Annotated in this window: 23 protein-coding genes and 1 pseudogene; 11 read left to right on the top strand and 13 right to left on the bottom strand. The window is 68.6% G+C overall.

Annotation, left to right across the window (positions count from 1 at the left end):
* Positions 1-74 precede the first annotated feature (74 nt).
* Complete coding sequence (locus tag ACQPZW_RS45390; RefSeq protein ID WP_433792180.1) at positions 75-1,052, top strand: GNAT family N-acetyltransferase; 978 nt, start codon at positions 75-77, stop codon at positions 1,050-1,052.
* Here the strand turns inward: ACQPZW_RS45390 and ACQPZW_RS45385 are convergent.
* A complete protein-coding gene (locus tag ACQPZW_RS45385) occupies positions 1,049-1,510 on the bottom strand; it encodes a gamma-glutamylcyclotransferase (protein WP_433792179.1) in 462 nt (153 codons plus the stop codon). The genes ACQPZW_RS45390 and ACQPZW_RS45385 overlap by 4 nt on opposite strands.
* A gap of 87 nt (positions 1,511-1,597) precedes the next feature.
* Here ACQPZW_RS45385 and ACQPZW_RS45380 point away from each other — a divergent pair, with 87 nt between their 5' ends.
* A complete protein-coding gene (locus ACQPZW_RS45380; RefSeq protein ID WP_433792178.1) occupies positions 1,598-2,998 on the top strand; it encodes an NAD(P)H-quinone dehydrogenase in 1,401 nt (466 codons plus the stop codon).
* Here the strand turns inward: ACQPZW_RS45380 and ACQPZW_RS45375 are convergent.
* The 7 genes from ACQPZW_RS45375 to ACQPZW_RS45345 all read right to left on the bottom strand — a co-directional run bounded on the left by ACQPZW_RS45375 (position 2,952) and on the right by ACQPZW_RS45345 (position 10,426).
* Positions 2,952-3,665 carry a DedA family protein gene (locus ACQPZW_RS45375; protein WP_433792177.1) on the bottom strand — a complete coding sequence of 238 codons (714 nt, stop codon included), beginning with the start codon at positions 3,663-3,665 and terminating at the stop codon, positions 2,952-2,954. The genes ACQPZW_RS45380 and ACQPZW_RS45375 overlap by 47 nt on opposite strands.
* A 312-nt stretch (positions 3,666-3,977) precedes the next feature.
* Complete coding sequence (locus tag ACQPZW_RS45370) at positions 3,978-5,723, bottom strand: acetyl/propionyl/methylcrotonyl-CoA carboxylase subunit alpha (RefSeq protein ID WP_433792176.1); 1,746 nt, start codon at positions 5,721-5,723, stop codon at positions 3,978-3,980.
* 775 nt (positions 5,724-6,498) lie between these two features.
* On the bottom strand, positions 6,499-7,113 hold the full coding sequence (locus tag ACQPZW_RS45365; protein WP_433792175.1) for a Maf family protein: 615 nt from the start codon (positions 7,111-7,113) through the stop codon (positions 6,499-6,501).
* Between the two features lie 162 nt (positions 7,114-7,275).
* Positions 7,276-8,370, bottom strand: coding sequence for a S8 family serine peptidase (locus ACQPZW_RS45360; RefSeq protein WP_433792174.1), 1,095 nt, complete (start codon positions 8,368-8,370; stop codon positions 7,276-7,278).
* A 48-nt stretch (positions 8,371-8,418) separates the two neighbouring features.
* Positions 8,419-9,684, bottom strand: a complete 1,266-nt coding sequence (locus ACQPZW_RS45355) for a hypothetical protein (protein WP_433792173.1) — start codon at positions 9,682-9,684, stop codon at positions 8,419-8,421.
* 56 nt (positions 9,685-9,740) lie between these two features.
* The gene (locus ACQPZW_RS45350) at positions 9,741-10,142 is read right to left on the bottom strand and encodes a hypothetical protein (RefSeq protein ID WP_433792172.1); all 402 of its coding nucleotides are present in this window, start codon (positions 10,140-10,142) and stop codon (positions 9,741-9,743) included.
* An 86-nt stretch (positions 10,143-10,228) separates the two neighbouring features.
* Positions 10,229-10,426 (bottom strand): acyl-CoA carboxylase epsilon subunit, encoded by a 198-nt coding sequence (locus ACQPZW_RS45345; RefSeq protein ID WP_433792171.1) that lies wholly within the window; start codon positions 10,424-10,426, stop codon positions 10,229-10,231.
* Positions 10,427-10,527: 101 nt separating this feature from the next.
* On the opposite strand from ACQPZW_RS45345, the pseudogene ACQPZW_RS45340 reads away from it, so the two are divergent.
* From ACQPZW_RS45340 to ACQPZW_RS45325, 4 genes and pseudogenes are all read left to right on the top strand, one after another.
* Positions 10,528-11,763, top strand: a pseudogene (locus ACQPZW_RS45340) (serine/threonine-protein kinase); the annotation flags it as partial.
* A gap of 182 nt (positions 11,764-11,945) precedes the next feature.
* Positions 11,946-13,667 carry a hypothetical protein gene (locus tag ACQPZW_RS45335; RefSeq protein ID WP_433792170.1) on the top strand — a complete coding sequence of 574 codons (1,722 nt, stop codon included), beginning with the start codon at positions 11,946-11,948 and terminating at the stop codon, positions 13,665-13,667.
* A 56-nt stretch (positions 13,668-13,723) separates the two neighbouring features.
* A complete protein-coding gene (locus ACQPZW_RS45330) occupies positions 13,724-13,942 on the top strand; it encodes a hypothetical protein (protein ID WP_433792169.1) in 219 nt (72 codons plus the stop codon).
* Positions 13,943-13,965: 23 nt separating this feature from the next.
* Positions 13,966-14,706 (top strand): M50 family metallopeptidase, encoded by a 741-nt coding sequence (locus ACQPZW_RS45325; protein WP_433792168.1) that lies wholly within the window; start codon positions 13,966-13,968, stop codon positions 14,704-14,706.
* A 67-nt stretch (positions 14,707-14,773) separates the two neighbouring features.
* On the opposite strand, the gene ACQPZW_RS45320 is transcribed toward ACQPZW_RS45325, so the two are convergent.
* Complete coding sequence (locus ACQPZW_RS45320; RefSeq protein WP_433792167.1) at positions 14,774-16,336, bottom strand: acyl-CoA carboxylase subunit beta; 1,563 nt, start codon at positions 16,334-16,336, stop codon at positions 14,774-14,776.
* A gap of 125 nt (positions 16,337-16,461) precedes the next feature.
* On the opposite strand from ACQPZW_RS45320, the gene ACQPZW_RS45315 reads away from it, so the two are divergent.
* The 3 genes from ACQPZW_RS45315 to ACQPZW_RS45305 are packed head-to-tail and all read left to right on the top strand — an operon-like array spanning position 16,462 to position 18,707.
* Positions 16,462-17,298: a hypothetical protein gene (locus ACQPZW_RS45315; RefSeq protein WP_433792166.1), complete on the top strand. Its 837-nt coding sequence runs from the start codon at positions 16,462-16,464 to the stop codon at positions 17,296-17,298.
* 22 nt (positions 17,299-17,320) lie between these two features.
* Positions 17,321-18,142 carry a biotin--[acetyl-CoA-carboxylase] ligase gene (locus ACQPZW_RS45310; protein WP_433792165.1) on the top strand — a complete coding sequence of 274 codons (822 nt, stop codon included), beginning with the start codon at positions 17,321-17,323 and terminating at the stop codon, positions 18,140-18,142.
* A 4-nt stretch (positions 18,143-18,146) separates the two neighbouring features.
* A complete protein-coding gene (locus ACQPZW_RS45305) occupies positions 18,147-18,707 on the top strand; it encodes a PH domain-containing protein (RefSeq protein ID WP_433792164.1) in 561 nt (186 codons plus the stop codon).
* Here the strand turns inward: ACQPZW_RS45305 and ACQPZW_RS45300 are convergent.
* From ACQPZW_RS45300 to ACQPZW_RS45290, 3 genes are read right to left on the bottom strand one after another with little or no spacing between them, the layout of a single operon-like run.
* Entirely contained in the window at positions 18,671-19,228 is a 558-nt protein-coding gene (locus ACQPZW_RS45300) for a GtrA family protein (protein ID WP_093619256.1), read from the bottom strand. The two genes, ACQPZW_RS45305 and ACQPZW_RS45300, sit on opposite strands and share 37 nt — an antisense overlap.
* A 37-nt stretch (positions 19,229-19,265) precedes the next feature.
* A complete protein-coding gene (locus tag ACQPZW_RS45295) occupies positions 19,266-19,820 on the bottom strand; it encodes a GtrA family protein (protein ID WP_433792163.1) in 555 nt (184 codons plus the stop codon).
* Positions 19,801-20,565 (bottom strand): sigma-70 family RNA polymerase sigma factor, encoded by a 765-nt coding sequence (locus ACQPZW_RS45290; RefSeq protein WP_433792162.1) that lies wholly within the window; start codon positions 20,563-20,565, stop codon positions 19,801-19,803. Before ACQPZW_RS45290 ends, ACQPZW_RS45295 begins: the two co-directional genes overlap by 20 nt.
* Before the next feature lie 310 nt (positions 20,566-20,875).
* Here ACQPZW_RS45290 and ACQPZW_RS45285 point away from each other — a divergent pair, with 310 nt between their 5' ends.
* Positions 20,876-22,681 carry a phosphoenolpyruvate carboxykinase (GTP) gene (locus ACQPZW_RS45285; protein ID WP_433792161.1) on the top strand — a complete coding sequence of 602 codons (1,806 nt, stop codon included), beginning with the start codon at positions 20,876-20,878 and terminating at the stop codon, positions 22,679-22,681.
* Positions 22,682-22,839: 158 nt separating this feature from the next.
* Positions 22,840-23,610, top strand: coding sequence for an isoprenyl transferase (locus ACQPZW_RS45280; protein ID WP_433792160.1), 771 nt, complete (start codon positions 22,840-22,842; stop codon positions 23,608-23,610).
* A gap of 352 nt (positions 23,611-23,962) precedes the next feature.
* Here the strand turns inward: ACQPZW_RS45280 and otsB are convergent, their stop codons facing one another.
* The gene (otsB, locus tag ACQPZW_RS45275; RefSeq protein ID WP_433792159.1) at positions 23,963-24,769 is read right to left on the bottom strand and encodes a trehalose-phosphatase; all 807 of its coding nucleotides are present in this window, start codon (positions 24,767-24,769) and stop codon (positions 23,963-23,965) included.
* Between the last annotated feature and the right edge of the window lie 158 nt (positions 24,770-24,927).

Raw genomic sequence — 24,927 nt, 5'->3', positions numbered from 1 at the left:
GGCCATCGTAGGCGCCCCGGGCGGCCCGCGAAACTCGATTGGCACGGGCGGGTACGCCGTGGTCCGATGCCCGCATGACGGAACTTCCCCCGGGCTGGACCACCCGCCGGCCGACTCTCGACGACGTGCCCGCGATCCTCGAGTTGGTGCACGCCAGCGACATCGCCGCGGTGGGGGAGCCCGACTACACCGCCGACGAGGTGCGCGAAGACCTCACCACGCCGAACACCGACATGGCCCGTGACTGCCTGCTCGCCCTCGACGACTCCGGCAGGATCGTCGGCTGGTCGTTCCCCGGTAACTCCACCGGCGGCGCCCGTGACATGGCAAACGTCTACTTCTGGCCCGGCAGCGGCCTGCCCGCCCTGAAACCGCTGCTCGAGCTGCTGATGGTCCGGATGACCGAGCGGGCCGCCGAGCTGGGGCACCCGGTCTACGAGGTGCGGTCCGGGGCTATCCCGGGCGAGACCGAGCTGATCGCGGCGCTGACCGACGCCGGGTTCGTGTTCCTCAAGCAGTTCGCCCGGATGCAGATGTCGCTCGACGGGTTCTCGCCGGTCGCCCCGGAGCCGCCGGCCGGCATCACCGTGCGTCCGGTCCGCCACGAGGACGAGACCGAGCTCCGGGACTTCCACTCGGTGATCGAGGACGCGTTCGTCGACTCCGACCACCGGGCGATCCCGTTCGACGGCTGGCGCGAGCAGATCGCCAAGCCCGGCACCCCGTTCGACGAGTGGTTCGTCGCCGAGGCGGACGGGCTGATCGTCGGCGTCCTCCAGTCCAGCGACGGTGGTGAGGACACCTCCGAGGGCTGGGTGAAGCATCTCGCGACGCTCCGGGCGTACCGCAAGAGGGGTGTCGGCGAGGCCCTGCTGCGCCGCGCCTTCGCGACCTACGCCGCGAAGGGACGGCCGAAGGCCGGTCTCGGTGTCGACCTGGCCAACCCGACCGATGCCGCGAGCCTGTATTTCAAGGTCGGCATGGACGCGCTGTACCGGGCCAACATCTACCGCACCACGGTCGAGGCGGCGGCGAGCGTCGGAGCGGGCTAGATCTCCGGGGACGCCGTGCCGGTGGGCCGGCCGCGCAGATCGGCGACGTAGTCGTCGGGCGCGCCGGCCTTCTCGGCCGCATTCGCTATCTCCGACAAATACCACGCGGTCGGCAGGCCGCCCTCGTAGCCGGTGAAGACGTAGACCCACGCGGGTACGTCTCCGTCCAGCGTCGATACACGCACGGTTACCTTCTGGTACGCCCCTGCAGTCACCCCCTCGACCTCGTCGAGCTGTGACGCATCCCATGGGTGGACGTCATAGAGCGAGACGAAGACCCGGTCGCCGGGTGACTCGACGATCGTGGTTACCGCCCCCTCCCAGCCCATTTCTCCCTCACCGGCGAAGGTGAGGCGCCAGCCTTCCACCCACCCCACGCCGACCATCGGCGAGTGTGGGCAGTAGGCCCGCATGCGGGCGGGATCCAGGTTCGAGCCATACGCGGCGTAGTGACGCACGGCGACGACGATAGTCGTAGCGAGCGGTGGTGAGAATATGAGGAGTGCGTGTCGGCACGTCTAATGGTTTTTGGGGGTCGGTTTGTCGTGAGTCGGATCGTGATCATCGGTGGCGGACCGGGCGGATATGAGGCGGCTCTGGTCGCCGCGCAGCTCGGGGCGGACGTCACGCTCGTCGAGGCGGAGGGGCCGGGTGGCGCGTGTGTGCTCACCGACTGCGTGCCGTCCAAGACCTTCATCGCCAGTTCCGAGGTGATGACCGGTTACCGCCACGAGGAGCGGTTCGGAATCCGGTCCTCCGGCCTGTCCGGGGTCAGCGTCGACGCGAAAGCGGTCAACGAACGGGTCAAGAAACTCGCCCTCGCCCAGTCCGGTGACATCCAGACCAAGCTGGTCAAGGCCGGGGTGAACGTGGTCCGGGGCTGGGCCCGGCTCGGGGAGGACCGGCTGGGGCACACCCACCAGGTGCTGATCACCCCGGACGGTGGGGAGACCTACCCGGTCGAGGCGAGCACCGTGCTGCTGGCCACCGGGGCCACCCCGCGGGTGCTGCCCACGGCCCGGCCGGACGGCCGGCGGATCCTCGACTGGCGCCAGGTGTGGGACCTCGAGGAGCTGCCCAGCCATCTGGTGGTGATCGGCTCCGGCGTGACCGGCGCCGAGTTCGCCAGCGCCTACCTGGCGATGGGTGTGAAGGTGACGCTCATCTCCAGCCGCGAGCGCGTCATGCCCCACGAGGACGCCGACGCCGCGATGGCGATCGAGCGGGTCTTCCGTGAGCGGGGCATGACCATTCACAGTCAATCCCGGGGCGACGCGGTGGAGAACACCGGCGACGGGGTACGCGTGACGCTCTCCGACGGGCGCATCGTCGAGGGCTCGCACTGCCTGATGGCGGTCGGTGCCATCCCCAACACGACCGAGCTGGGTCTGCGGGAGTACGGGGTGGAGGTCTCCGACAGCGGCTACGTGGCCGTGGACCGGGTGTCGCGTACCAACGTCCCCGGCATCTACGCGGCCGGCGACTGCACCGGTGTCCTGCCGCTCGCCAGCGTGGCGGCCATGCAGGGCCGGATCGCCATCTGGCACGCCATGGGCGAGGCCGTGGCCCCGCTGCGGCTGCGGACCGTGTCGGCGAACGTCTTCACCGACCCGGAGCTGGCCACCGTCGGAGTCTCGCAGAACGAGGTCGACTCGGGCCGCTTCCCGGCGCGCCAGGTGATGCTGCCGCTGACCGGCAACGCGCGGGCCAAGATGTCGGGGCTGCAGGACGGGTTCGTGAAACTGTTCTGCCGGCCGGCGACCGGGCAGATCGTCGGTGGTGTCGTGGTGGCGCCGAAGGCGAGCGAGCTGATCCTGCCGATCACCATGGCCATCGAGAACAACCTGACCGTCGATCAGCTGGCGCACACCATCACGATCTACCCCTCGCTGTCGGGGTCTATCGCGGAAGCGGCACGTCAGCTGATGCTGCACGAGGTGCAGTAGCGGTCGGCCCGCTCCTTCGGCCGCTCGGCAGTTCGCTTGTCTGATCGCTTGTCTGATCGCTCTTCTGACCCCCGAAGAGGGCCAGCGCCCAGCCGGCGGCGCCGAAGACCACCGCGGCGCCGGCGGCCAGGGCGAACAGCCGCCAGGCGGACTGGGTGATCGCGGTGCCCCCCAGGTGCCCGACCAGTCCGCCGTAGGCGGCCCACGTCAGCGCGGCCGCGCCGTCATACCCGACGAAACTGCGGATCGGGTAGCCGGTGCGGCCCGCGTTGTATCCGGAGGCCATCCGGCCACCCGGCACGAATCGACAGAGCAGCACCACGAGCGGGCCGGGCCGGCGCAGCCCGCGGGTGAACCGCTCGGCCGCCCGCCTGGTCCGCGACTCGGACTCGGAATGGTGCGGCGCGAACCGGGCCGCAAGCATGCCCATCCGGGAGCCGGTCGAGCGGCCCAGCACGAACGCGATGCCGTCACCGGCGAACATGCCGAGCGCGCCGACCGCGATCACCAGGGCCAGCTCCAGATTCCCGTACACCGTGAGGGCGCCGGAGGTGATCATGATGGCCTGGGTGGGTACCACAGGGACCAGAGCGTCGACCGTGAGGAACGCGAACAGGGCAAGATAGGCCCACGCAGGCGTCGCCAACAGGGTCAGCAGTTCGGTCATCGGTGCGGCCACCTCGCGGCTTCGGGACTCCCGGCATTCTGCGTGAGGCCGGCTGAGAAAGCGCTGTGTTCACAGCATGCGCTCGGTCCGGCACTTTCCGCGGTGATGCCGGACACGCTACGGCCCGGCATCCGGAGCCGCTCCCGGTTTGCGCCCGACGCCTGTGCCCGGCGTACCGTTGACCTGCCCGTGCCGCACTGACGGCGCGTGGCCGCGGGCCGTCGATAGGTCCCGTATCGGCGGCCCGCCCCTGATGCACCGATGTCCCGTCCACCGTGGAGACCCTGCCCCGGTGGACGTCGTGCGACCCGGCTAGTTGATCTCGCAGATCACGGTGCCGGCGGTCACGGTCGTGCCCGGCTCGACGGACAGGCCCGCCACGGTGCCCGCCTTCGGGGCCTGCAACGGCTGCTCCATCTTCATCGCCTCGATCACGACGATCGTGTCACCCTCGGCGACCTCGTCACCGTTCTGCACGGCGACCTTCACGATCGTGCCCTGCATCGGGGCGGCAAGACCACCGGTGGCCACCTTGGCCTGCGCCTTACCCTGAGCGCGAGTCGGAGCCCGTCGGGGGGTGGGGCCGGCGACCGTACCACTGCTGAGGTTCTTGGGAAGCCGCACCTCGATGCGCCGCCCGCCGACCTCGACCACGACGGTCTCGCGGTCCTCCTTCTCGCCGTCCGGCGGCGCGGGCGCCGCGAACGGCGACACCTCGTTGACCCACTCGGTCTCGATCCAGCGGGTGTGCACGGTGAACGGCTCGCCGGTGAACGCCTCGTCGCGAACGACCGCCCGGTGGAACGGCAGCACCGTGGCGATGCCCTCGATCACCGTCTCGTCCAGCACCCGCCGCGACCGCTCCAGGGCCTCGGCGCGTGTGGCGCCGGTCACAATGATCTTCGCGAGCATCGAGTCGAAGTTGCCGCCGATCACATCCTTCTCGGTGACACCCGAGTCGACCCGCACCCCCGGCCCCGACGGCCACTGCAGCCGGTTGACCGTCCCCGGCGCCGGCAGGAAGCCGCGCCCCGCGTCCTCCCCGTTGATCCGGAACTCGATCGCGTGGCCGCGCGGCGCCGGATCCTCGGTGAACGCCAGCCTCTCGCCCGCCGCGATCCGGAACTGCTCCCGGACCAGATCGATGCCGGCGGTCTCCTCACTGACCGGATGCTCCACCTGCAGACGCGTGTTCACCTCCAGGAACGAGATCGTCCCGTCCTGGCCCACCAGATACTCCACCGTCCCGGCGCCGTGATAGCCCGCCTCCCGGCAGATCGCCTTCGCGCTCTCGTGGATCTTCGTCCGCTGCTCGTCACTGAGGAACGGCGCCGGAGCCTCCTCCACCAGCTTCTGATGGCGGCGCTGCAACGAACAGTCCCGCGTGCCGACCACCACCACCGTGCCGTGCGTGTCCGCCAGAACCTGCGCCTCCACATGCCGTGGCCGGTCCAGATAGCGCTCCACGAAACACTCGCCACGCCCGAACGCGGCCACCGCCTCGCGCGTCGCGCTCTCGAACAACGCCGGAATCTCCTCCAGCGTCCGCGCCACCTTCAGCCCCCGGCCACCGCCGCCGAACGCCGCCTTGATCGCCACCGGTAGCCCGTGCTCCTCGGCGAAAGCGACGATCTCGGCCGCCTCCGCGACCGGATCCGCCGTTCCCGGCACCAGCGGCGCCCCCGCACGCTGCGCGATGTGCCGCGCGGTGACCTTGTCGCCCAGGTCGCGGATCGCCTGCGGCGTCGGCCCGATCCAGGTCAGATCCGCATCTTGTACGGCCTGCGCGAACTCGGCGTTCTCGGAGAGGAAACCGTAGCCCGGGTGCACCGCGTCGGCGCCACTCCGCTTCGCCACCGCGAGCAGCTTGTCGATGCGGAGATAGGTCTCGGCGGCGGTCTCCCCGTCCAGCGCGTAGGCCTCGTCGGCCAGGCGCGCGTGAAGCGCGTCCCGGTCACTGTCGGCATAGACGGCGACGCTCGTGAGGCCGGCGTCCTTGCAGGCCCGGATGACCCGGAGGGCGATCTCGCCACGGTTGGCGATCAATATCTTCCGCACGGCTATGAGCCTAACGGTTCCTCAGGTCGTTCAGTCCCGCCGCTTCCACCGCGATTCCGGATCCTTCGGAGACCGTGTGCCTGCGGTCGGTAAGTTAATCCCAATTCACCGATTTTCGCCGACCAGTGGGGTGGAGTATGTCACTCCGCGGTCTGATCGTCCGGCCGTTGGCCTCATGTTCCGCTCGCCTGTCCATATCCCGCCCTGCTTGGCCCACCCGCCCGCCGGGCTCGCGTCGTCACGCCTTGTTCTGTTCGATGCGCTCTGCTGGCCAGCCTAGAAACCTTCTACGGTTTCGCGATCGGCTTCGTCAGGATCCTTCTCCAGCGGCCGAACCCCGACGCGGGTTTCAACTGGATTCGCCGGCTGACCCTCGATCTCGTCGCCGGCGGTGCTGAGCTCTGCGGGGGTCTGCTGCACTGGGCGGGTGCGTTCAGTTTCGCTTCTTTTACCGGGCGGTCATTGGGTGGAGCTACCCCCCGCTGTGCAGGCGGCTCAGTGCAGCTCGCCGCACCGGGTGGTTGATGCGTGTCACCTCGCCGCGGCAGTCACCCGATGCCATGGCAGGGTGCGTTTGCCGCCGCCGGTAGGGCGCCGCGCGCAACCACACCTGGTTATGGGGCGCGGCGAGCGCTCTGATCAGCCGAGCGGAGCCCGATTCGGGTAGTGGGTGCAGCCACTGCAACAGCCTGACCTACCCAGAAGCGTGAAGCTGACGCGATTCCCTCCGCCCCCGAATCCGATCGGGCGAATGACGCAGCGCTCTTAATGCGAGTCAGCGGCGCCAAAGAGATGTGATCGGGATGTTCATGTCGGCGAGCAGGCGCCGAAGCAGCGGAAGCGAGAGGCCGATCACATTGCCTGGGTCGCCCTCGATACGCTCAACGAACGCGCCGCCCCGCCCATCGAGAGTGAACGCACCCGCTACCTGAAGCGGCTCACCCGAAGCCACATAGGCCTCGATCTCAGCGTCGGTGACATCAGCGAAATGCACGGTAGTGGTACCGACCGCCTCCGCTTGGAGCCCACTGACCAGCCCGGTCAGATGATGCCCCGTGTGTAGTACTCCCGACTTCCCGCGCATGGCCGTCCACCGCCGGACAGCCTCGTCCGGACTGTCCGGCTTCCCGAACACTTCCCCCTCGAACGCCAGCACCGAATCGCACCCGAGTACCAAGGCCGCCGGATCCGCCGGCAGATTGGCGGCCACCGTACGAGCCTTCATCCGAGCGAGCGCAAGACTGGTCGTATAGGCGTCATCGGCATCGACGACGCTCTCGTCCACGCCACTGACGATCACCTCAGCGTCGATCCCGGCCCCAGTGAGCAGAGCCCGCCGAGCAGGGCTAGCAGAGGCAAGAATCAGGCGATACGCGATGTCGGTCTGCACGACAATCGAGCCTACAAGCCCCACGGATGTAAAACAGTGAGCAACCGGCGTGTTACAGCCACCTTCTACGTTAAACCTGCTGCTACCGCCCCGTAGGGGCCCTCGTCTCTTCTGTAAGTCACAAGTCGCCGACAGTTCCTTGCGGCAGTCGGGAAGCCTCGTTCAGGAAGATATTCGTCGCCGGCGCCGAACCAGCAAGGCTGCAACCGTTCCCACGGCTACAACTACAGCCCCGATCCCCGTGACGAGCAGCAGATTGGACCTCGCGGGGTCCGGAGCAGCCATCTCGTTGGAGGTCGCGCCACCCGAAGACGTCGAGGTTCTAGCCGAGGGCGCGCCACTGGGCGCGGTCGACGCCGCGCCTCCCGATGGATGGAGTGGAGGCACATCAGCGGTCAAAGCCTTGACAATGTTGAGTACCCCATATCCACATTGATTATCGCGACCAGGAGGCCCGTTGTCATCAGCGGTAGCAGTAAGCCGATGAATAACCTCAGGCGCCGAAAGCTCCGTAAATCTAGCCCGAACGAGAGCTGCTGCCCCCGAAACAATAGCCGTTGCCTGGGAGGTCCCCCTACCCTTGGCGTATTTGTTATTGCGGTCTGTGGTGACTATGTCTACGCCGGGCGCGCAGATGTCAACCTCGGGCCCGGTGACTGAGAAGTTGGCGAGCCTACCATTTTGATCGGTGGCTCCTACGGCCAGTACGTCTGGTAGTGCAGCTGGAAGGGCGACTTCTGGATCATCGGACCTGTTTCCAGTGGCTGCGACAACGACAGCGTCGGACCCTAATGCTGCAGCTATTGATTCGTTTAACTCTCGCGAAATTGCCACAGATCCTGATACATTTATTACATTCGCCCCGGATGTGGCCGCCCATTTTATGCCAGCAGGAATGCCTAGACCGTTGGAAATTTTGGCGGCAGTCTTCACGGGTATTACTCGAGCATTCGGAGCTATGCCCATGATGCCGGCGCCGGAACCGTGGCCATGTGCGCCAATAATGCCTGCCATCATGGTGCCATGTCCGTTTTCGTCGACTCGCCCAGTCTCGTCGCCGCCAGGGCCGGTATTTGTTCCCTTTTGTAGATTGCGGGAAAAGTCAACGTGGGGTGACACGCCGGTATCTACGACGGCCACTGATGAGCCTGAACCTGTGGTAATTCGGTGGACCTCGGAGATGTGCAGAAACTCCAGATGCCATTGTGCGGAACGTATCTGGTCGGCCTTGGCTGGAGTGGCAGCACAGAGTGCCATGGCAAGGAAAGTACACGTGAAGGCCGCTAGCTGCCTGCCGACACTCACTTATCGTCCACCGATTGTGGGTCCGGGGTCGATGCGCTGTTCGTCCCGAGGGAAAAGTATGGGGTCCATGCCGGACTCGGTTTCCCAAGGATTGTCCGGATCCCAGTATTGAGGTCGCGTCTCCTCATCTCGCTGTGAGCTAGAACGTTGCGGAGGACGCGCGCCATGATCCTGTCCGATCAGGCCGCCGACCGGGTTGATTTTCTGGCCCGCACGGGTCGGGGATCCTAGCTGCCCCGCCCTTCCGGAGGGCATGCCACCGATCGGCGGCACGCCGCCGATCACGCCTCCGTGAAGTGCAGAGGCGCCTCGTGTTCCGGCGGCCGGTGGAGTTGTACCAAACTGGATGCCGTTCGGTGTCTTGCTGGGCGCAACCGTAATGGGTGAGGCGGAAGGATTTTGAGCCGGAGGAATATTGAACGATTCGGGGAAATTTGCACTCGGCGTGAAATTCGGCGGTGTCGTAGGCGTACCAACAGGCGGCGCGGGCAGTACGGGCTGCTTTGTTCCGCCAAGGATTGGCCCGATTGACGGGGCTCTGCCCGGCGGCGGCTCAGTCTTCCCCAGGTTCGTTCCCGTGGTGGGTCTAGCCGCACCTCTATCCGAGCTGCTAGGTCTTGAAATCCTCGTAGGGGCCTTGGTGTTTCCAGAGAAAGACGAGATACCCGGCAGTATTGAACTTACGCCACCTGAACCGAGTGGCTCAGTCCCGTCGTCGCGTACCGCTTTCGGCGAGTATGGCCTAGGGGTGACGAGGGCGGTCTGGGCTTGGGCGAGTTCGACGGTTAGTGAGGTCATGAGCGTTACAGCCTGCAGGTGCAGTTCCTCCTGTCGGCCGGCGGCGACAGGTGAAGGCTTGGTCTCCGGGACGACGTATTTCCCGTAGTGGACAGGACGGGAAGCCAGTTCCGCCGTGTACTTGTCGAGAGCCGTTTGGTTTGTCGAGTGTTCCTGCTGGATGCGGTCCAGTTCCCACTTGGCTGCGTCGACGGCGCCGATGATCGTCGTGTAGGTCCGGTGGTTGGCGATTGCCGCGTTATACGTCTCGGTGAGGTTCTCGATGAGGTTGTCGAGGCGCTCGATGTAGGCGGCTGCCGCTTTGTTGCGCGACGGCGGCCAAGCCGTGATCAGCTTCTCCTTGTACTTTTCAACCTGAGTTCGGTGCATCAAGACTAGTTCGTACGACTGGCGCCAGCCCTCCATCGCCTTTCGGTGAGCTGTGCTGTCGTGGTTGCGAAGCATGTCCCACATGGCGGGAATCTGCATGTAGGGGAATCGTGCAGCCCGGTCACCGCCGCCGCCATCGCCGTGCCACTGTGCCATCAGGCGTTCCCGTTCCCCTCAAAGGTGGCCTGTACGTCGGCAAGCTTGGCCCGGGAAAAGGCGTCAGCGCCGCGGTACTTCGCGCTGATCTCCTCGGCCGACGTGGCGAACTTGTAGGTCCCCTCGACGTAGCCGTCAACGTTCCGGATGGTCGCGTCCTGGACCAGTTGGTGCGCGTAGAGGAAGAGGTGGAGTTCGTAGAACTCGCTGGCGTTCGGCGACTCGGCGAGCATGTTGGCGGCGGCTGCCTTGGCATGAGGCATGTAGTTCTTCTCGAGGTCGGCCTTCAGGCCGGCTGCGAACTCTTCCATGGCCGCAATGTCTGCTTCGATGCCGTCGATCTCGCTGAGGTCGTAGTTTCCGACCGTGCTCTTCGGCACGGGTTCGTTGTCTACAGGCATCGGCGAGCCTCCCATCGACAGACGGTGAATGACTCTGAGAGGTTAGCGAATCCTGGCCAGGGCCACCGCCCCCTGTGGATGACGCCTCAGCGCGGGTGGGATGCGGTCCGCCAGGTGCGGGGGTGGGCTCCCGGGCGAGCTGAGCGCAGCCAATCTGAGGGGGCTTGCGACGGCGTGGGGTAATTGACCGAAGTGGATCGAGATGCCAGGATGGCGGCCAACGCGGCCAGCTCATGATCGTCTAGGCTTCCTCGTACGACGCTGACCAGCGGTTCCTCATTCATCAACCGAGCGTACGACTCAGGCCCGGAGATCCGGTGACACGTGTCCCACACTCGGCTGATCAATTCGCGGCCGCTCGACAGAACCAGGTATTTTCTGCGTGATGTCTTCTTCTCCCCCACTCGTTGTCGCTGATCGTTACCGGCTCATTGCGCCGCTCGGTCAGGGCGGGATGGGACGTGTCTGGCGAGCGACCGATGTCGTCCTGCACCGAGAAGTGGCGATCAAGGAGCTCGTGCCGCCTCCGGGGCTGACCCCGGGCGAGCGACAGGAGATGCGTGAGCGCTCCCTTCGTGAGGCGCGTGCCATCGCCCGGCTCAACAACATCAACGTGGTGCGCGTCTTCGACGTGCTCAGCACGGACGCTGATCCGTGGATCGTGATGGAGTATGTGGCCTCACGTTCCCTCCAGGACACGCTGGCGCAGGACGGCCCGTTCAACGCGCTGCGCGCCGCCGAGATCGGCCTGGGTGTGCTCAACGCCCTGCGGGCCGCGCATCGCAACGGCGTCATGCACCGCGACGTCAAGCCGGGCAACGTGCTGCTCGGCGCGGACGGCCGTGTGGTGCTCACCGACTTCGGCCTGGCCACGGTTCCCGGTGATCCGAATGTGACACGGACGGGTCTGGTGCTGGGCTCGCCGGCCTACATCGCCCCGGAGCGGGCGCGGGACGGCACGGCTGGTCCGGCCGCCGACCTGTGGTCGCTGGGCGCCACTCTCTATGCCGCGGTCGAGGGTGCCTCGCCGTTCGCCCGCCCGTCGGCGATCGCCACGCTGGCCGCGCTGGCGACGGAGAACGTGCCGGTCGCGCGTAACGCCGGCCCTCTCAAGCCGGTGCTGAACGGCCTGCTGCGCAAGGACCCGGCTCACCGGATCAACGCGGAGGAGGCGGAGCGTCTGCTGGCGCGTGCCGCCGGCCGCCGCTCCAAGATCACGTTCCCGATGAGCCCGACGATGCGCCGGCCGGGCGCGGGCCGGGAGCGTCCGTCGCTGCCGAGTGGTCCGGGTGGCCCGCCGGTGCTGCCCGGCTCGGGGTGGGTGACCGCGTCGGGTTCGGCTCCGGTCGTACCCAATCCGCGCCCTCCGGTCGTGCAGCCGCCCGCCGCCGACGGACGGCCGCCGCATTTCGCCTCCGGAAAGGCCCAGGTCGGCGGCCAGCCGCCGGAAACGCCGCGCCGCGGCGCCAAACCACTCGACCCGACGCGCCTCGACACACCTCCGGTTCGCGACGATTTCAACCCCTTCAGCGGTACGGGCCACGCGTCCCCACCCGGAGCGGGCGAGCCTCCGCGTCCCACCTCTCAGCAGCCGCGCCCGACCACGGGCCGGGCGCCCGGTCCCGTCTCGGGCCAAGCCCCCGCCCCGTCTCGGGCCAGGCGCCGCCGCCCGCGTCGGGTCAGGTGCGCCGTCCCGGAATCGGTCAGGCCACACCGCCGGTCGCAGGTCAGGCCTCGCCGCCGGTCGCGGGTCAGGCCACGCCGTCCGCCGCGGGTCAGGCCACGCCGTCCGCCTCCGTCCCGGTGACCCCGCAGAAGCCGGTCTCCGGCGCAGGTCAGAGGCCCGCGCCGGGTTCGGCACAGGGCGCCGGGCCGACGGACACGCCGCCGGCCGTCGGCAGCAACGCGCCCACCAACGCGCTCCGCACCGGTTTCACCGCCGCCGACGTGGCCGCCCACCGCCGCAAGCAGGCTGCGCCCGAGCACGAGCGTTCCCTCGCCCAGGCGACGTCCGGCTTCCCCGTGGTGACCCCGCGTAACGCTCCGTCCACCGGCGGCGAGGCCCCGGCCGCGTCGGGGGCCGACGGCGAGAAGCCGGGAACACCCGAGCAGTCGGGAGCCACCGCGCAGTCGGGAGCCACCGGCAAGTCGGGAACACCCGAGCAGTCGGGAGCCACCGCGCAGTCGGAAGCCACCGCGCAGTCGGGAGCCACCGGCAAGTCGGGAGCGGCGGAGAGGTCAGGAGCCGCCGGGAAGCCGGGAGCGGCGGAGCAGTCGGAGAGATCCGAGAAGCCGGAGACATCCGGGAAGCCGGAGTCCGCCGGCACGCCGGAAACAGCCGACGCATCGGACGCCGCCGCCGGTCTGGAAACGCCGGAGCAGCCGGAAACGCCGGACGCCCCGGAGCGGCCGGGCGCGGTCGACGCCGAGGCGGAGACGCCCGCGCCGACGGAAGCCGGCGACGAACCCGTGGCGGCGACGGATGTCACCGACGAGAAGACGACACCGGCCGACGAGCCGGCGGTAGCCGAGCCGGAGGCGAAGGCCGAGGTCGAGGAGACGCCGGCCGAGTACGAGGACAAGACCTCGGTGGTCGCCCTCCCGCCGCCGCCCGCGGCCGAGGGGGAGAAGACGTCTCTGCTGCTCCCGATGGCCCGGCCACGCCCGGCGGCCGACGAGGACAAGACGTCGGTGGTCAGCATGCCACCGCGCCGGCGCATCATCACCGCGAACGAGCCCGCCACCCAGGTGGTCGGCGACCTGGAGGCGGATCCCGGGTTCGCCCGCCCGAGCCGTCCGGCGTGGACGCCGATGCAGATGCGGCCGGTCGAACGCCGTACCAATGGGATAACCATCCTCGGCACGACGCTGACCCGCCGCCAGGCCGCCATCGGCTTGGGAATCGTTCTGACGTTCCTGCTGCTCGTCGGCATCATCGTGGTGCAGGCGTTCGGCGAGGACGACGCGAACGACCCGGACTTGACCAAGGCACAGACCGGCGCGTCCGCTCCGGCGGTGCCGGGTGGCGGCAGGTCGGAGGGGCCGAAGCAGAGCGGTGGGACGTCGCCGAGCCCGGCGCAGCCGAGCTCACCCTCACCCTCGGCAGCTTCGGGGATCCCGGCCGGCTGGCGCCTCTACCAGGGTCAGGGTTACAGCTTCCCGGTTCCGAAGAGCGTTTCGGGCGGCGGCGGCGGTGGCAACGGGACGACGCTCAACTGGGGCGACGGCCGGCAGATCCGCATCGACATCGTGCCCGGCAAGAACGACCCGGTCGATTACCTCAACCGGGACCGAAACACCGGCTATGACCGGTCCGGGCCGACCGTCAAGGACTTCAACGGCGTGCAGGCCGCTGACCTGGAGTACTCCCGCAACGCGAGCGGGGGCACCAAGCAGCGGGTGGTTCGTCGGGTCTTCGTGGTCAAGAGCACCACCTATGTCTTGACGTGGTACACCGTGGATTCGGACTGGGAAGCGGCCAAGGGCGACCTGGCGAACATCTACGCGGGGTTCCAGGCGAAGTAGGTGCGTGAGATTCATGATGTTGGGTAGTTATCCAGCATCACGGATGGAGGTGCATCATGAGCTGCCGACGACACGGCGGTAAGACCACGATCGCCCTGTGGATGCTGGTGGCCGCGGCGGACGTCGCGATCATCGTGGCGTCCACCGGTCTGGTCGCGCTGATGCTGGTCCTGACCATTCTCGCGGTGACGGTGACCGCCGGTGTGTTCGCGGCCCGGTCGCTCGGCCGCCGCGACCCGGAGCCGGTCAAGGCCGTCATGAGGCGACGCGCATAGCCGGATCGGCTACAGTCCCCGGCGTGTTGTCGATCGACGGTGTGACTGATCTCTGGGACCAGCTGTTGGGCGCCCAGCCCGACCCGCCCGGGATGCTGGTGCTGCTCACTGCGGTGGCCGGTCTTCTCGCGGTGGCGGTCCGGCCGGTGTGGCGGGTGGCCCGCAACGCCGTCACCATCGCCCATGAGGGCGGGCACGCGCTGATCGCCCTGCTGACCGGGCGCCGGCTGCGGGGCATTCGTCTCGAGTTCGACACGTCCGGCCTGACCCTGTCGGCTGGCCGCCCGACCGGCCTCGGCATGATCCTGACCCTGCTCGGCGGCTACATCGCGCCGTCGCTGGTCGGGGTGCTGGGTGCGTGGCTGCTCGGCGGCAACCGGATCACGCTGCTGCTGTGGCTGGCCGTGGCGCTGCTGCTCCTCATGCTGATCAACATCAGGAACCTGTTCGGCGTGGTGTCGCTGCTGGTCACGGGCGCGATCGTGTTCGCCGTGTCCTGGTATGCGGAGCCGGAGACGCAGGCGGCTTTCGCGTACGCCGGCGTCTGGTTCCTGCTCTTCGGCGGTGTCCGCCCGGTCTTCGAGCTGCAGAGTCTGCGCAGCCGGGGCCGGATGCGCGATTCGGACGCCGACCAGTTGGCCCGGCTGACCCACCTGCCGGCGCTGTTCTGGGTCGGCGTCTTCCTCGTCGTGAACCTGATCGCCCTGGTCTCCGGCGCGTTCCTGCTGGCCGGCCAGTGGCTGCCGGCCTTGTCCACCACGTAACTCCTGAACCGCAGAACGCCGCCGGTGAGGTGGTAGGCGTTTGCCGCGGAGCGAAGCGGAGCCCGTGTTACAGCGGGATGTTGCCGTGCTTCTTGGGCGGCAGGGTCTCCCGTTTGGTGCGGAGCATCCGCAGCGCACGGGTCACCTGGGCGCGGGTCTGTGACGGCTGGATGACCGCGTCCACGTAACCGCGTTCGGCCGCGATGTACGGGTTGGCCAGCGTGTCCTCGTACTCCTGGATCAGCTCGGTCCGTCGTTGCGCGGGGTCCTCGGCGGCGGCGAGCTCGCCCCGGTAGAGGATGTTGACGGCGCCCTGTGCGCCCATGACGGCGATCTGCGCGGTCGGCCAGGCGAAGTTGACGTCGGCGCCGAGATGCTTGGACCCCATCACGTCGTAGGCCCCGCCGTACGCCTTACGGGTGATCACGGTGACCTTGGGAACGGTCGCCTCGGCGTACGCGTAGATGAGCTTCGCCCCGCGCCGGATGATGCCGTCCCACTCCTGGCCGGTGCCGGGCAGGAAGCCGGGCACGTCGACGAACGTCAGCACCGGGATGTTGAACGCGTCACAGGTACGCACGAAGCGCGCGGCCTTCTCGGAGGCGGCGATGTCGAGTGTCCCGGCGAGACTCATCGGCTGGTTGGCCACGACGCCGACCGGCCGGCCCTCCACACGGCCGAAGCCGACCACGATGTTCTGCGCATAGAGTGGCTGGACCTCGAGGAACTCGTCGACGACGGTCTCCACGACCTTCTTGATGTCGTACGGCTGGTTCGGCGAGTCCGGGATCAGGGTGTCGAGCTCGAGATCGGCGTCCAGCGCGTCGACGGCGTCGAAGACGACCGGCTCGTCGAGGTTGTTGCTCGGGAGGTACGAGAGCAGCGCGCGAACGTACTCGATCGCGTCCTCTTCGTCGCTGGCCAGGTAGTGGGCGTTGCCGCTGCGGGTGTTGTGGGTCCGCGCCCCGCCCAGCTCCTCCATCCCGACCTCTTCACCGGTGACCGTCTTGATCACATCCGGCCCGGTGATGAACATGTGCGACGTCTGGTCGACCATGACGGTGAAGTCGGTGATCGCGGGGGAGTAGACGGCACCGCCCGCGCACGGCCCCATGATCAGCGAGATCTGCGGGATGACGCCGCTGGCCCGGACGTTGCGGAAGAAGATGTCGGCGTAGAGGCCGAGCGCGACCACGCCCTCCTGGATGCGGGCGCCGCCGGAGTCGTTGATCCCGATGATCGGGCAGCCGATCTTCATGGCCAGGTCCAGCACCTTGACGATCTTCTCGCCGAAGACCTCTCCGAGGGAGCCGCCGAAGACCGTGAAGTCCTGGGAGAAGACGCAGACCTGGCGCCCGTCGATGGTGCCGTGGCCGGTGACGACACCGTCGCCGTACGGCCGGTTCCGCTCCAGGCCGAAGGCGGTGGACCGGTGCCGGGCCAGCTCGTCGAGCTCGACGAAGGAGTCTTTGTCGAGCAGCAGCTCGATGCGTTCGCGTGCGGTCTTCTTGCCGCGGGAATGCTGTTTCTCGATGGCGCGCGCGGATCCGGCGTGGACGGCCTCGTCGGTGCGCCGGGCGAGTTCAGCCAGCTTGCCGGCGGTGGTGTGGATGTCGGGCTCTGTCGTCACGAAGGTCTCCGCCCTCTGAGCGATCGTTCAGGCAACGATCAGCATCGTAACTGGAGCGGCGTCGCACACGGAGGGCGTCGCTACGCGTGCGTTTCATACCCAATGCCCCATTCGTTACTACCGGCGTGACGAACTGGATGACCGCGGCCGGGCTCGCCTTCATCGCAGGCGGCCTCGCCACACTGATCAGCTTCCGCACCGTGATCTTCGGTGGCGGCGCTCGTCGGGCGAACCGTGCCGGCTCATCCTCTCGCCGTCGACGCCCGGAATCCGTCGCGAGGTCCCATCCCGGACCGCCCGCCACGGTGGACGCCGCCGCGGACGAGAGAGAGCCCAGGCCCGAGCGCCGGCGGAGGCTGGCGGCCGCCTTCAGTGGCCGGCCCGCCGAAGGTGACGCGAACCCGACCGGTCTGGCGTCGATCGGGCTCGCCGACGAGGAGATCGGGCTCGCCGACGAGGAGGACGAGCACTTCGGTGAGCCGCCGTACGACGACGACGAGCGCCTCGGCTACGACGACCACGGCTACCCCGACGGCGAGGCGTGGCCTCCTCCCCGCCGGCGCCGCCGCGAGCCGGAGCCGGACGGCCTCGCCTGGGCACGGCGCGACGTCGAGAACCCGGGCGGCTACGCGGGCCGCTACACCGATTTGGACGTCGACCAGCGGCAGCCCGGCGACTACTGGACCCCGCTGCCCGACGACCTCTTCCAGCCCGCGGAGATCGCGCCGTTGCCGCCGGTGCCCGACTACGAGCCGTCGACCGGGTTCGACCCGCCGGTGGCGCCGATCGGCCCGGCGCCGGAGTGGCCGCCACGCGAGCCGCGGGTACGTCTGCCGCTGTCCTGGGCCGAACGTGACGCCCAGTCCCGGCGCGTCGTCCCGGACGAGACCGAGGACCGGCCCAGCCCGCGTCCACGGCCGACCGGCCCCTACATCAGCAAGCACAGCGCGGGGCCGCACTGACAGATCCGGCTAGGCTGCCGGGATGGCTTACACCGAGCTCGACCGGCCGCCGTTGTCCGCACGGGCGCTGACCCGCGCGCTGGTCGTACCCGGTGGACTGTGGTCGCGGATCGACGTGCGGGAGGAGACCGGCTCGACCAACGCCGATGCGGCGGCGGCCGCCGCGGCCGGTGAGCCGGAGGGTCTCGTGGTGGTGGCCGAGAGCCAGGTCGCCGGGCGTGGGCGGCGGGACCGGCAGTGGGTGTCGCCGCCGCGGGCCGGCCTGACCGTCAGTGTGCTGCTGCGCCCCGGGCCGGGGGTGCCCACGTCGGCGTTCGGCTGGCTGCCGCTGCTGGCCGGGGTGGCGCTGGTCGAGGCGGTGGCCCGGGTGGCCGAGGTGGAGGCCGCACTGAAATGGCCCAACGATCTCCTGGTCGGTGAGAGCAAGTGCGCCGGGATCCTGGCCGAGGTGTCCGGCGACGCCGTGGTGATCGGGGTGGGGCTGAACGTCAGCACCCGGGCCGACGAGCTGCCGGAGACCACCGGGGCGCCGGCCACCTCGCTGCTCGTCGCCGGTGCCGACAAACCGGACCGGAGCCCCCTGCTGCGGGCGCTGCTGCGCGGCACCGCCCGGTGGTATGAGGGGTGGCGCGAGGCCGGCGGCGATGCCGAGATGTGCGGGCTGCTCGCCGCCTACCAGCGGCATTGCGCGACGATAGGCCGCCGGGTGCGGGTGCTGCTGCCGGGCGGCGGGGAGCGGTCCGGCGAGGCGCTGTCGGTCGATCGGGACGGCCAATTGGTGGTCCGTACGGAGGAAGGCACGGAATTCCGTGTCTCGGCGGGGGATGTGCTGCACGTACGCTGACGGCGTGGCGTTCCCCGAGGATGTTCTGGCGGACGAGGAGGAGATCGTCCTCCATCTGCGTCCGCACTGGAAGGCAGTGGTGCTGCCGGTCGTGGTGGTGCTGCTGGCGGTGGCCGGCCTGATCATGGGCCTGGTGCTGCTCCCGTCGACCGACGGCGGCCGGATCGGCCTGCTGCTGGTCGCCGCGATCACGGTCTACTACGGCGGCCGCTACGGATTGCACCCGCTGCTCGACTGGCGCTGCACCGAGTATGTGCTGACCGGCGAGCGACTGCTCACCCAGCGGGGCATCGTCGACCGGGAGCGGCGTGACCTGCCGCTCAACCGGATCAACGATCACGCCCTGACACAGTCCCTGCTGGACCGGATCCTCGGCAGCGGCACGCTCACCATCGACTCGATCGGGGATCAGCGTGCCGTGCTGGCCGGGGTGCCCGCCGCGCAGCTGGTGCAGAGCACCCTCTACGAGCTGATCGAGCTGGCCCCGGCCGCCGACGACTCCGAGGAGGAGGAAGAGGTGGCGCAGCCTCAGCGGGGGTCGAGTTCGGGCCGCAGATCGAGGTGAGCCACGCTGCCCGGCTCGTCGATCGCGCTCAGCTCGGCGAACCCGGCGGTCGCGTCCATGTCGGTGATGGCGCCCTCATGGCCGTCGACCGGCGGCTTCAGGAAGACGAACGTCCGGTACGCCCAGAAGCGGAAGACCGTGGCGATGCCGATGCCGACGGTCGTCATGCCGAGCAACAGGAACTTGTCGTCGTGCTCGGAGAGGCCGAAGCCGTACTTGCCGAGGTAGGTCATGCCGGACTGGATGACCATGCCGACCAGGTTGAAGCCGAAGAACAGCGTGTACTCCCGGCGCAACGCGGTCCGCGTGTGGTGCCGGTAGGTCCAGTAGCGGTTCGCCACGTACGCCAGCGTGGTGGTGATCACGGTGGCGAGGACACTCGCCTTCACCGGGCCGATCGGCATCGCCACCCAGTAGATCGCGAGATAGAGCAGCGTGTTGCCGGCGCCGATGATGCCGAAGGCGATGGCTTCGGGGGCGAGCCGGCGGAGGCGTTCCGTCAGCGGACTGGCTGAGGGCATTGGGCAACCTTACGGGAACGGGGGCGATTACGCCGAGTCACTGTGAAACTGACGCCGGGGCGGCAGTGACCCGGAAGACGAAACGGCGGTAGGACCAGAAGCGGAACATGGTACCGAGTGCTGTCCCGACACCGACGCCGGCGATGTTGTCAGCGAGCGGGCTCTGCAGTTGTGGCCAGATCTGCCCGAGGCCGTAGTGGCTGATCGCGAGGCATGCCAGAGCGATACCCAGGCCGATCAGGTTCAGTACGAAGAACGTCGTGTACTGCCGTGCCATGTTGGTGTGCTCACCGTCACGCCAGGTCCAGAACCGGTTTCCGAAGAACGCGATGGTGGTGGCCACGATCGTGGAGGCGGCCTTGGCGGTCAGTGTCTCCAGCCCCGCCCGCAGCAGGATGTTGAAGAGCACGAAGTCGACGGTGAAGGCGATGCCCCCGACGATGCCGAATCTCCCCAACTCGCGGACGAGTCCCCTTATCCGGGTGCGCAGGGTGGTCGTCTGCGGAGGTTTGGGGGGCACGGATCCGAGGGTACCGGCGGAGGTCACCCATCGCTGTCCTCGTTGCCGGGTCTTAACCGGACGTCTCGGCATGGTGACGCTGGCGATACGGAGCGTGACGGAAGCCGTCGACTTCGCGGATCTCCGCGAGCCTGTTGCGGCAGTCCGAGCACCATCCGAGATGCGTACCCATGCGATGGGCGTCACGCGGCGCGAGCCGTCCCCGCACCTGGCCGCCGAGTCGCTCGCCGGCCCATCGGCACTCCGGGTGATCGGCCGCCGCCACGTGCTGCTGGAGATAGAGGCTGCGCAGTCCCTCGCGCGCCCGGTGGGCGAGCACGGCCACGGCGTTCGGGGTGAGGCCCATCCTCGGCGCCAGCTCGGCGGGAGTGCTGCCCTCGACCTCGGTCTGCCACAGCACGTCGCGCCAGCGCTCGGGCAGCTGCCGGAAGGCGGCCGCCGCGAAGGTGCGCTCAAGCCGGTCCAGAGCCGGATCGGTGAACGGCTCGCCGGCGTCGTAGCGGGTCAGGTCGTCGGTGAACTCCAGTCGGCGGTCCAGCCGGGCCCGCTGGTAGCGGAGGTGGCGCATGGTGGTGTGCAGATAGGCACGGAACGCCACGAGTGGTCCCCGTCCGGCCCGTAGCGTCGCGAACACCTTGGCGAACGTCTCGGCCACCAGGTCGTCGACGTCGGCGGGGTCGTGAACGAGTCCGAAGGCGAACTTGCGGGCTGCCGCGTGGTGCCGCTCGTAGAGCGTGCCGTACGCGGCGGTGTCGCCGGACCGGACCGCGGCGAGCAAGCCGGTGTCCGAGTCCGCGTCGTCGCCCGGCATCGTCATTCCGCCTCCAGTGGCAGGAACTGCGAAGAAAGCCCGATACGCGAAATTCTAAGCTGATAAGTCCTTTTTGTGAAAGTTGTCGAGAGCGACGGTGTGGCTCGGTCAGATCCGGCCACCTTGCGCACAGTTGCGCTTTGCGGCGAAGAATCGCTCGTCTGCGCGCAAAGCAGCCAAAGATTGTGCGGTTGTCCACAGGAGTAACCGATGAACTCAATGCTCAGTCGGGCTTACGCTGACGTGACTCCCCCATGACAGAGCCGGTTTACCGGCTGATCAGTCATAGGTCAGTGCCGACCGAAGGAGCTTCACCTTGACTCAGCCCCCTACCTCCCACCCGCGACTACTCGCGTGGATCGACGAGGTCGCCGCCCTGACCACACCCGACCGCATCGTCTGGTGTGACGGTTCCGAGGCCGAGTGGACCCGTCTCACCGACGAGCTCGTCGACGGGGGCGCCCTGGTGCGTCTCGACGAGGAGAAGAAACCGAACTCGTTCTGGGCGCGTACCGACCCGTCCGACGTGGCGCGGGTCGAGGAACGCACCTTCATCTGCTCGGTCGACGAGGCCGACGCCGGTCCCACCAACAACTGGATGGACCCGGCCGAGATGAAGCAGCTGATGACCGGGCTCTACCGGGGCTGCATGCGGGGCCGCACGATGTATGTCGTCCCGTTCTGCATGGGCCCGCTGGACGCGGCCGAGCCGATGTTCGGCGTCGAGCTCACCGACAGCCCGTACGTGGTGGCCAGCATGCGCATCATGACCCGGATGGGCGCCGAGGTCCTCGAGGTGATGGGCGACGCCGCCGACTTCGTGCCGGCGCTGCACTCGATCGGCGCGCCGCTGGAGCCCGGTCAGCAGGACGTCGCCTGGCCGTGCAACGAGACGAAGTACATCTCGCACTTCCCGGAGACGCGGGAGATCTGGTCGTTCGGCTCGGGTTACGGGGGCAACTCGCTGCTGGGCAAGAAGTGCTTCGCGCTGCGGATCGCCAGTGTGGCCGCCCGCGACGAGGGCTGGCTCGCCGAGCACATGCTGATCATGAAGCTGACCTCGCCCGAGGGCGTCGTGCGGTACATCGCCGGCGCGTTCCCGTCGGCGTGCGGCAAGACCAACCTGGCGATGCTGGAGCCGACTCTCGACGGGTGGAAGGTCGAGACCGTCGGTGACGACATCGCCTGGATGCGGTTCGGTGAGGACGGCCGGCTGTGGGCCACCAACCCCGAGTTCGGCCTGTTCGGTGTCGCACCCGGCACCGACTTCCACACCAACCCGAACGCCATGCGCACCCTCGCCAAGGGCAACTCGGTCTTCACCAACGTGGCGCTCACCGACGACGGTGACATCTGGTGGGAGGGCATGGGCGAGCCGCCCGCGCACCTGACCGACTGGAAGGGCAACGACTGGACGCCCAAGTCCGAGGCCGTCTCCAGCCACCCGAACAGCCGCTTCTGCACGCCGATCGAGCAGTGCCCGATCCTCGCCGACGAATACCACGACCCGCGTGGCGTGCCGATCGACGCGATCCTCTTCGGTGGCCGCCGCAAGACCACGATCCCGCTGGTCAGCGAGGCCCGTGACTGGGTGCACGGGGTCTACCTGGGCGCCACCCTGTCGTCGGAGACCACCGCGGCCGCGGTCGGTCAGGTCGGCGTGGTCCGCCGCGACCCGATGGCGATGCTGCCGTTCATCGGCTACCACGCCGGCGACTACTTCCAGCACTGGATCGACATGGCCAAGGGTGCGTCCGGCGACGCCGCCAAGCTGCCGAAGGTCTTCTACGTCAACTGGTTCCGCCGCGGCGACGAGGGCCAGTTCCTGTGGCCCGGATTCGGCGAGAACAGCCGGGTCCTCAAGTGGGTGTGCGAGCGCCTCGACGGCAAGGCCGACGCGATCGAGACCCCGATCGGTCACGTGCCCACGCCCGACGCCCTCGACCTGACCGGCCTCGACATCGACCCGGCTGACCTGGCGGCGGTGCTGCGGGTCGACCCGCAGGAGTGGCGGGCGGAGATCCCGCAGGTGACCGAATGGTTCGACAAGTTCGGCGACAAGCTTCCGGCCGTGCTCTGGGCCGAGCTCGACGCGCTGAAGGCGCGGCTCGCCGACGCATGACAACCGCCCGGTCCCGCCCACGGCAACGACGCCGCGGGCGGGACCGGCCGGTCGGCGGATGCGCGCGCTCGCACGATCGGGCGCATCCTCCTCGCGGACGGCCCCATGCCGGGCCGCCCCGCTTGAGCCCTGGGCGGGGGTGGCTACGCTTTGGGGTGATGAGTCTGCGTTCTCTGGTCTACACCTTTTACGAGCGGCGGCTGGCGGCGAAGCTGGCCGGCAAGCCCGTGCCCCAGCACATCGGCGTGATGTGCGACGGCAACCGGCGGTGGGCCCGGGAGATGGGCTTCGTCGACCCCAACGACGGCCACCGCGTCGGCGCTACCCGGGTCAAGGACCTGCTGTCGTGGTGCGACCAGTCCGGTATCGAGCACGTGACGCTCTATCTGCTGGCCACCGACAACCTGCGCCGCCCGGCCGCCGAGCTCGACCCCCTCGTCAAGATCATCGAAGATCTGGCGACCGAGCTGGCCGAAGAGGGCAATCCCTGGCGTCTGCGGATGGTCGGCGCCCTCGACCTGCTGCCCGCCCCGACGTCCGCCACCCTCAAGGCCGCGCAGGAGAAGACCCGCAACCGCGGCGACGGCGTCGAGGTCAACATGGCCGTCGGCTACGGTGGCCGCCGCGAGATCACCGATGCGGTCCGCTCCCTGCTCTACGAGCACGCCGCGACCGGCGGCACCATCGAGGAGCTCGCCGAGACCCTCGACGTCGAGCACATCGCCGAGCACCTCTACACCCGCGGCCAGCCCGACCCCGACCTGGTCATCCGCACCAGCGGCGAGCAGCGCCTGTCCGGCTTCCTGCTGTGGCAGTCGGCCCACTCCGAGTTCTACTTCCACGACGCGAACTGGCCCGACTTCCGCCGCATCGACTTCCTGCGGGCGTTGCGGTCCTACGCCTCCCGCCAGAGACGTTACGGCGCTTGAAGGCCTTCATCCGGTACGAGCCGGTCACCCCACCACCGCATCCCACCCCGTCCCGAGCCTCCCCGGCGACGCAGGCGGCAGGCACGATCGCAGCGCCCGCGCCGGGCTGAATGCGGTGGTCCCAGACGCAAAGCAACTGCGTGTCCGCAGCGCCCGCACCGGGCTGATCCGGTGGTCCCTGACGCAAAGCGGCAGGGCGCCCGGGTAGCTGGTGCATCGTCCGCGTCGCGCGGCCCACCGCATTCAGCCCGGCGGACGCGCTGTCGGTCGGGAGCCCGTCGGGCGTCGCGGGGGAGCCACGGGACGCCCCGGGTGCGGTCGGGCGCCGCCTGGCTCGTACCGAAAAATAGGGTCAGAAGCGGCGCAGGCCCTCGGTGAGGAAGGCAGCCACCGCGTCGGGGGACTCGAGGGTGAGGTCGGCGGCGCTGGAGACCTCGGCGCCGGTCTCGGGGTTGGCCACGGCGACGGCCATGCCGAAGAAGGCCGGGTCGACGGCCTCGCGGGCGCGCAGCGCGTCGAAAGCCTTGATGTCGGACATGTCGTCACCGAAATACCAGGCGCAGCCGGCGTTGCGGACGCCCTCGGTGATGACCATGCCCTTGTCCTGGTCGACCGGTGGCTTCAGCTCGACCACCATGCGGCCGTGCTGGATGCGCAGCCCCAGACGCTCGGCCTGCTCGTGCGCCCAGCGCTCGACGGCACGGCTCTGGTCGGGGGCGGTGCGGTAGTGCAGGGCCACGGAGAGCCTCTTGTACTCCACGAGGATCTCAGCGGGCAGCTCGGTGCGGGCCTGCTCGGCCAGCCCCGTCATGGCGGGCACGAAGTCGAGGGCGGCCGGCTCGGTGACGACCTGGCCGTCGTGCCAGACCTCGAGGCCGTAGAGGCCGTGCAGGTCGACATTGTCGAGGGTCTCGAACCGGGAGCGCAGGAAACTGACCGGCCGGGCGGAGACGATCGCCACTCGGGCGACCGAGTCGGCCAGACGCTCCAGAACGCCGAGCACCTCGGGCACCGGCTGGGAGACGTCGGGGTCGTCGGTGACAGGCGAAAGGACACCGTCGAAGTCGAAGAAGAACGTGGTCGCGGAGGCGCGTGAAGCGGTGAACGCCCACGCCTCGTCAGTGGTCAGCGGGTGTGTCGGACGCGCAGTCTCTGCCACGGGAGTCAGATTACCCGCGGATGGTCGTCTTTTAAGCCTGGCGATTGGTCGGGGAGGCGAGCGTCACCCTCCGGTGCCCGATTTTGCGCACTACCGCGGGACGTAGTTGACCGCTAGCGTTTGAGTCATGGCGCGGGGTCGTCCCGGGCCAGCCGGTC

This window comes from Actinoplanes sp. CA-252034 (assembly GCF_050956125.1).
Lineage (GTDB): Bacteria > Actinomycetota > Actinomycetes > Mycobacteriales > Micromonosporaceae > Actinoplanes.
Note: the sequence above shows the minus strand (reverse complement) of the source record. Positions and strands in the feature narration are given on the sequence as shown.

Excerpts from the sequence above, each read along its gene's own strand:
- ACQPZW_RS45310 (WP_433792165.1), top strand. The coding sequence starts at position 17,321 with ATGGCTTACACCGAGCTCGACCGGCCGCCGTTGTCCGCACGGGCGCTG.
- ACQPZW_RS45360 (WP_433792174.1), bottom strand. The coding sequence starts at position 8,370 with ATGGCACTCTGTGCTGCCACTCCAGCCAAGGCCGACCAGATACGTTCC.
- ACQPZW_RS45355 (WP_433792173.1), bottom strand. The coding sequence starts at position 9,684 with ATGCAGATTCCCGCCATGTGGGACATGCTTCGCAACCACGACAGCACA.
- ACQPZW_RS45295 (WP_433792163.1), bottom strand. The coding sequence starts at position 19,820 with ATGCCGAGACGTCCGGTTAAGACCCGGCAACGAGGACAGCGATGGGTG.
- ACQPZW_RS45290 (WP_433792162.1), bottom strand. The coding sequence starts at position 20,565 with ATGACGATGCCGGGCGACGACGCGGACTCGGACACCGGCTTGCTCGCC.
- ACQPZW_RS45300 (WP_093619256.1), bottom strand. The coding sequence starts at position 19,228 with ATGCCCTCAGCCAGTCCGCTGACGGAACGCCTCCGCCGGCTCGCCCCC.
- ACQPZW_RS45280 (WP_433792160.1), top strand. The coding sequence starts at position 22,840 with ATGAGTCTGCGTTCTCTGGTCTACACCTTTTACGAGCGGCGGCTGGCG.
- ACQPZW_RS45350 (WP_433792172.1), bottom strand. The coding sequence starts at position 10,142 with ATGCCTGTAGACAACGAACCCGTGCCGAAGAGCACGGTCGGAAACTAC.
- ACQPZW_RS45345 (WP_433792171.1), bottom strand. The coding sequence starts at position 10,426 with ATGAATGAGGAACCGCTGGTCAGCGTCGTACGAGGAAGCCTAGACGAT.
- ACQPZW_RS45375 (WP_433792177.1), bottom strand. The coding sequence starts at position 3,665 with ATGACCGAACTGCTGACCCTGTTGGCGACGCCTGCGTGGGCCTATCTT.
- ACQPZW_RS45330 (WP_433792169.1), top strand. The coding sequence starts at position 13,724 with ATGAGCTGCCGACGACACGGCGGTAAGACCACGATCGCCCTGTGGATG.
- ACQPZW_RS45390 (WP_433792180.1), top strand. The coding sequence starts at position 75 with ATGACGGAACTTCCCCCGGGCTGGACCACCCGCCGGCCGACTCTCGAC.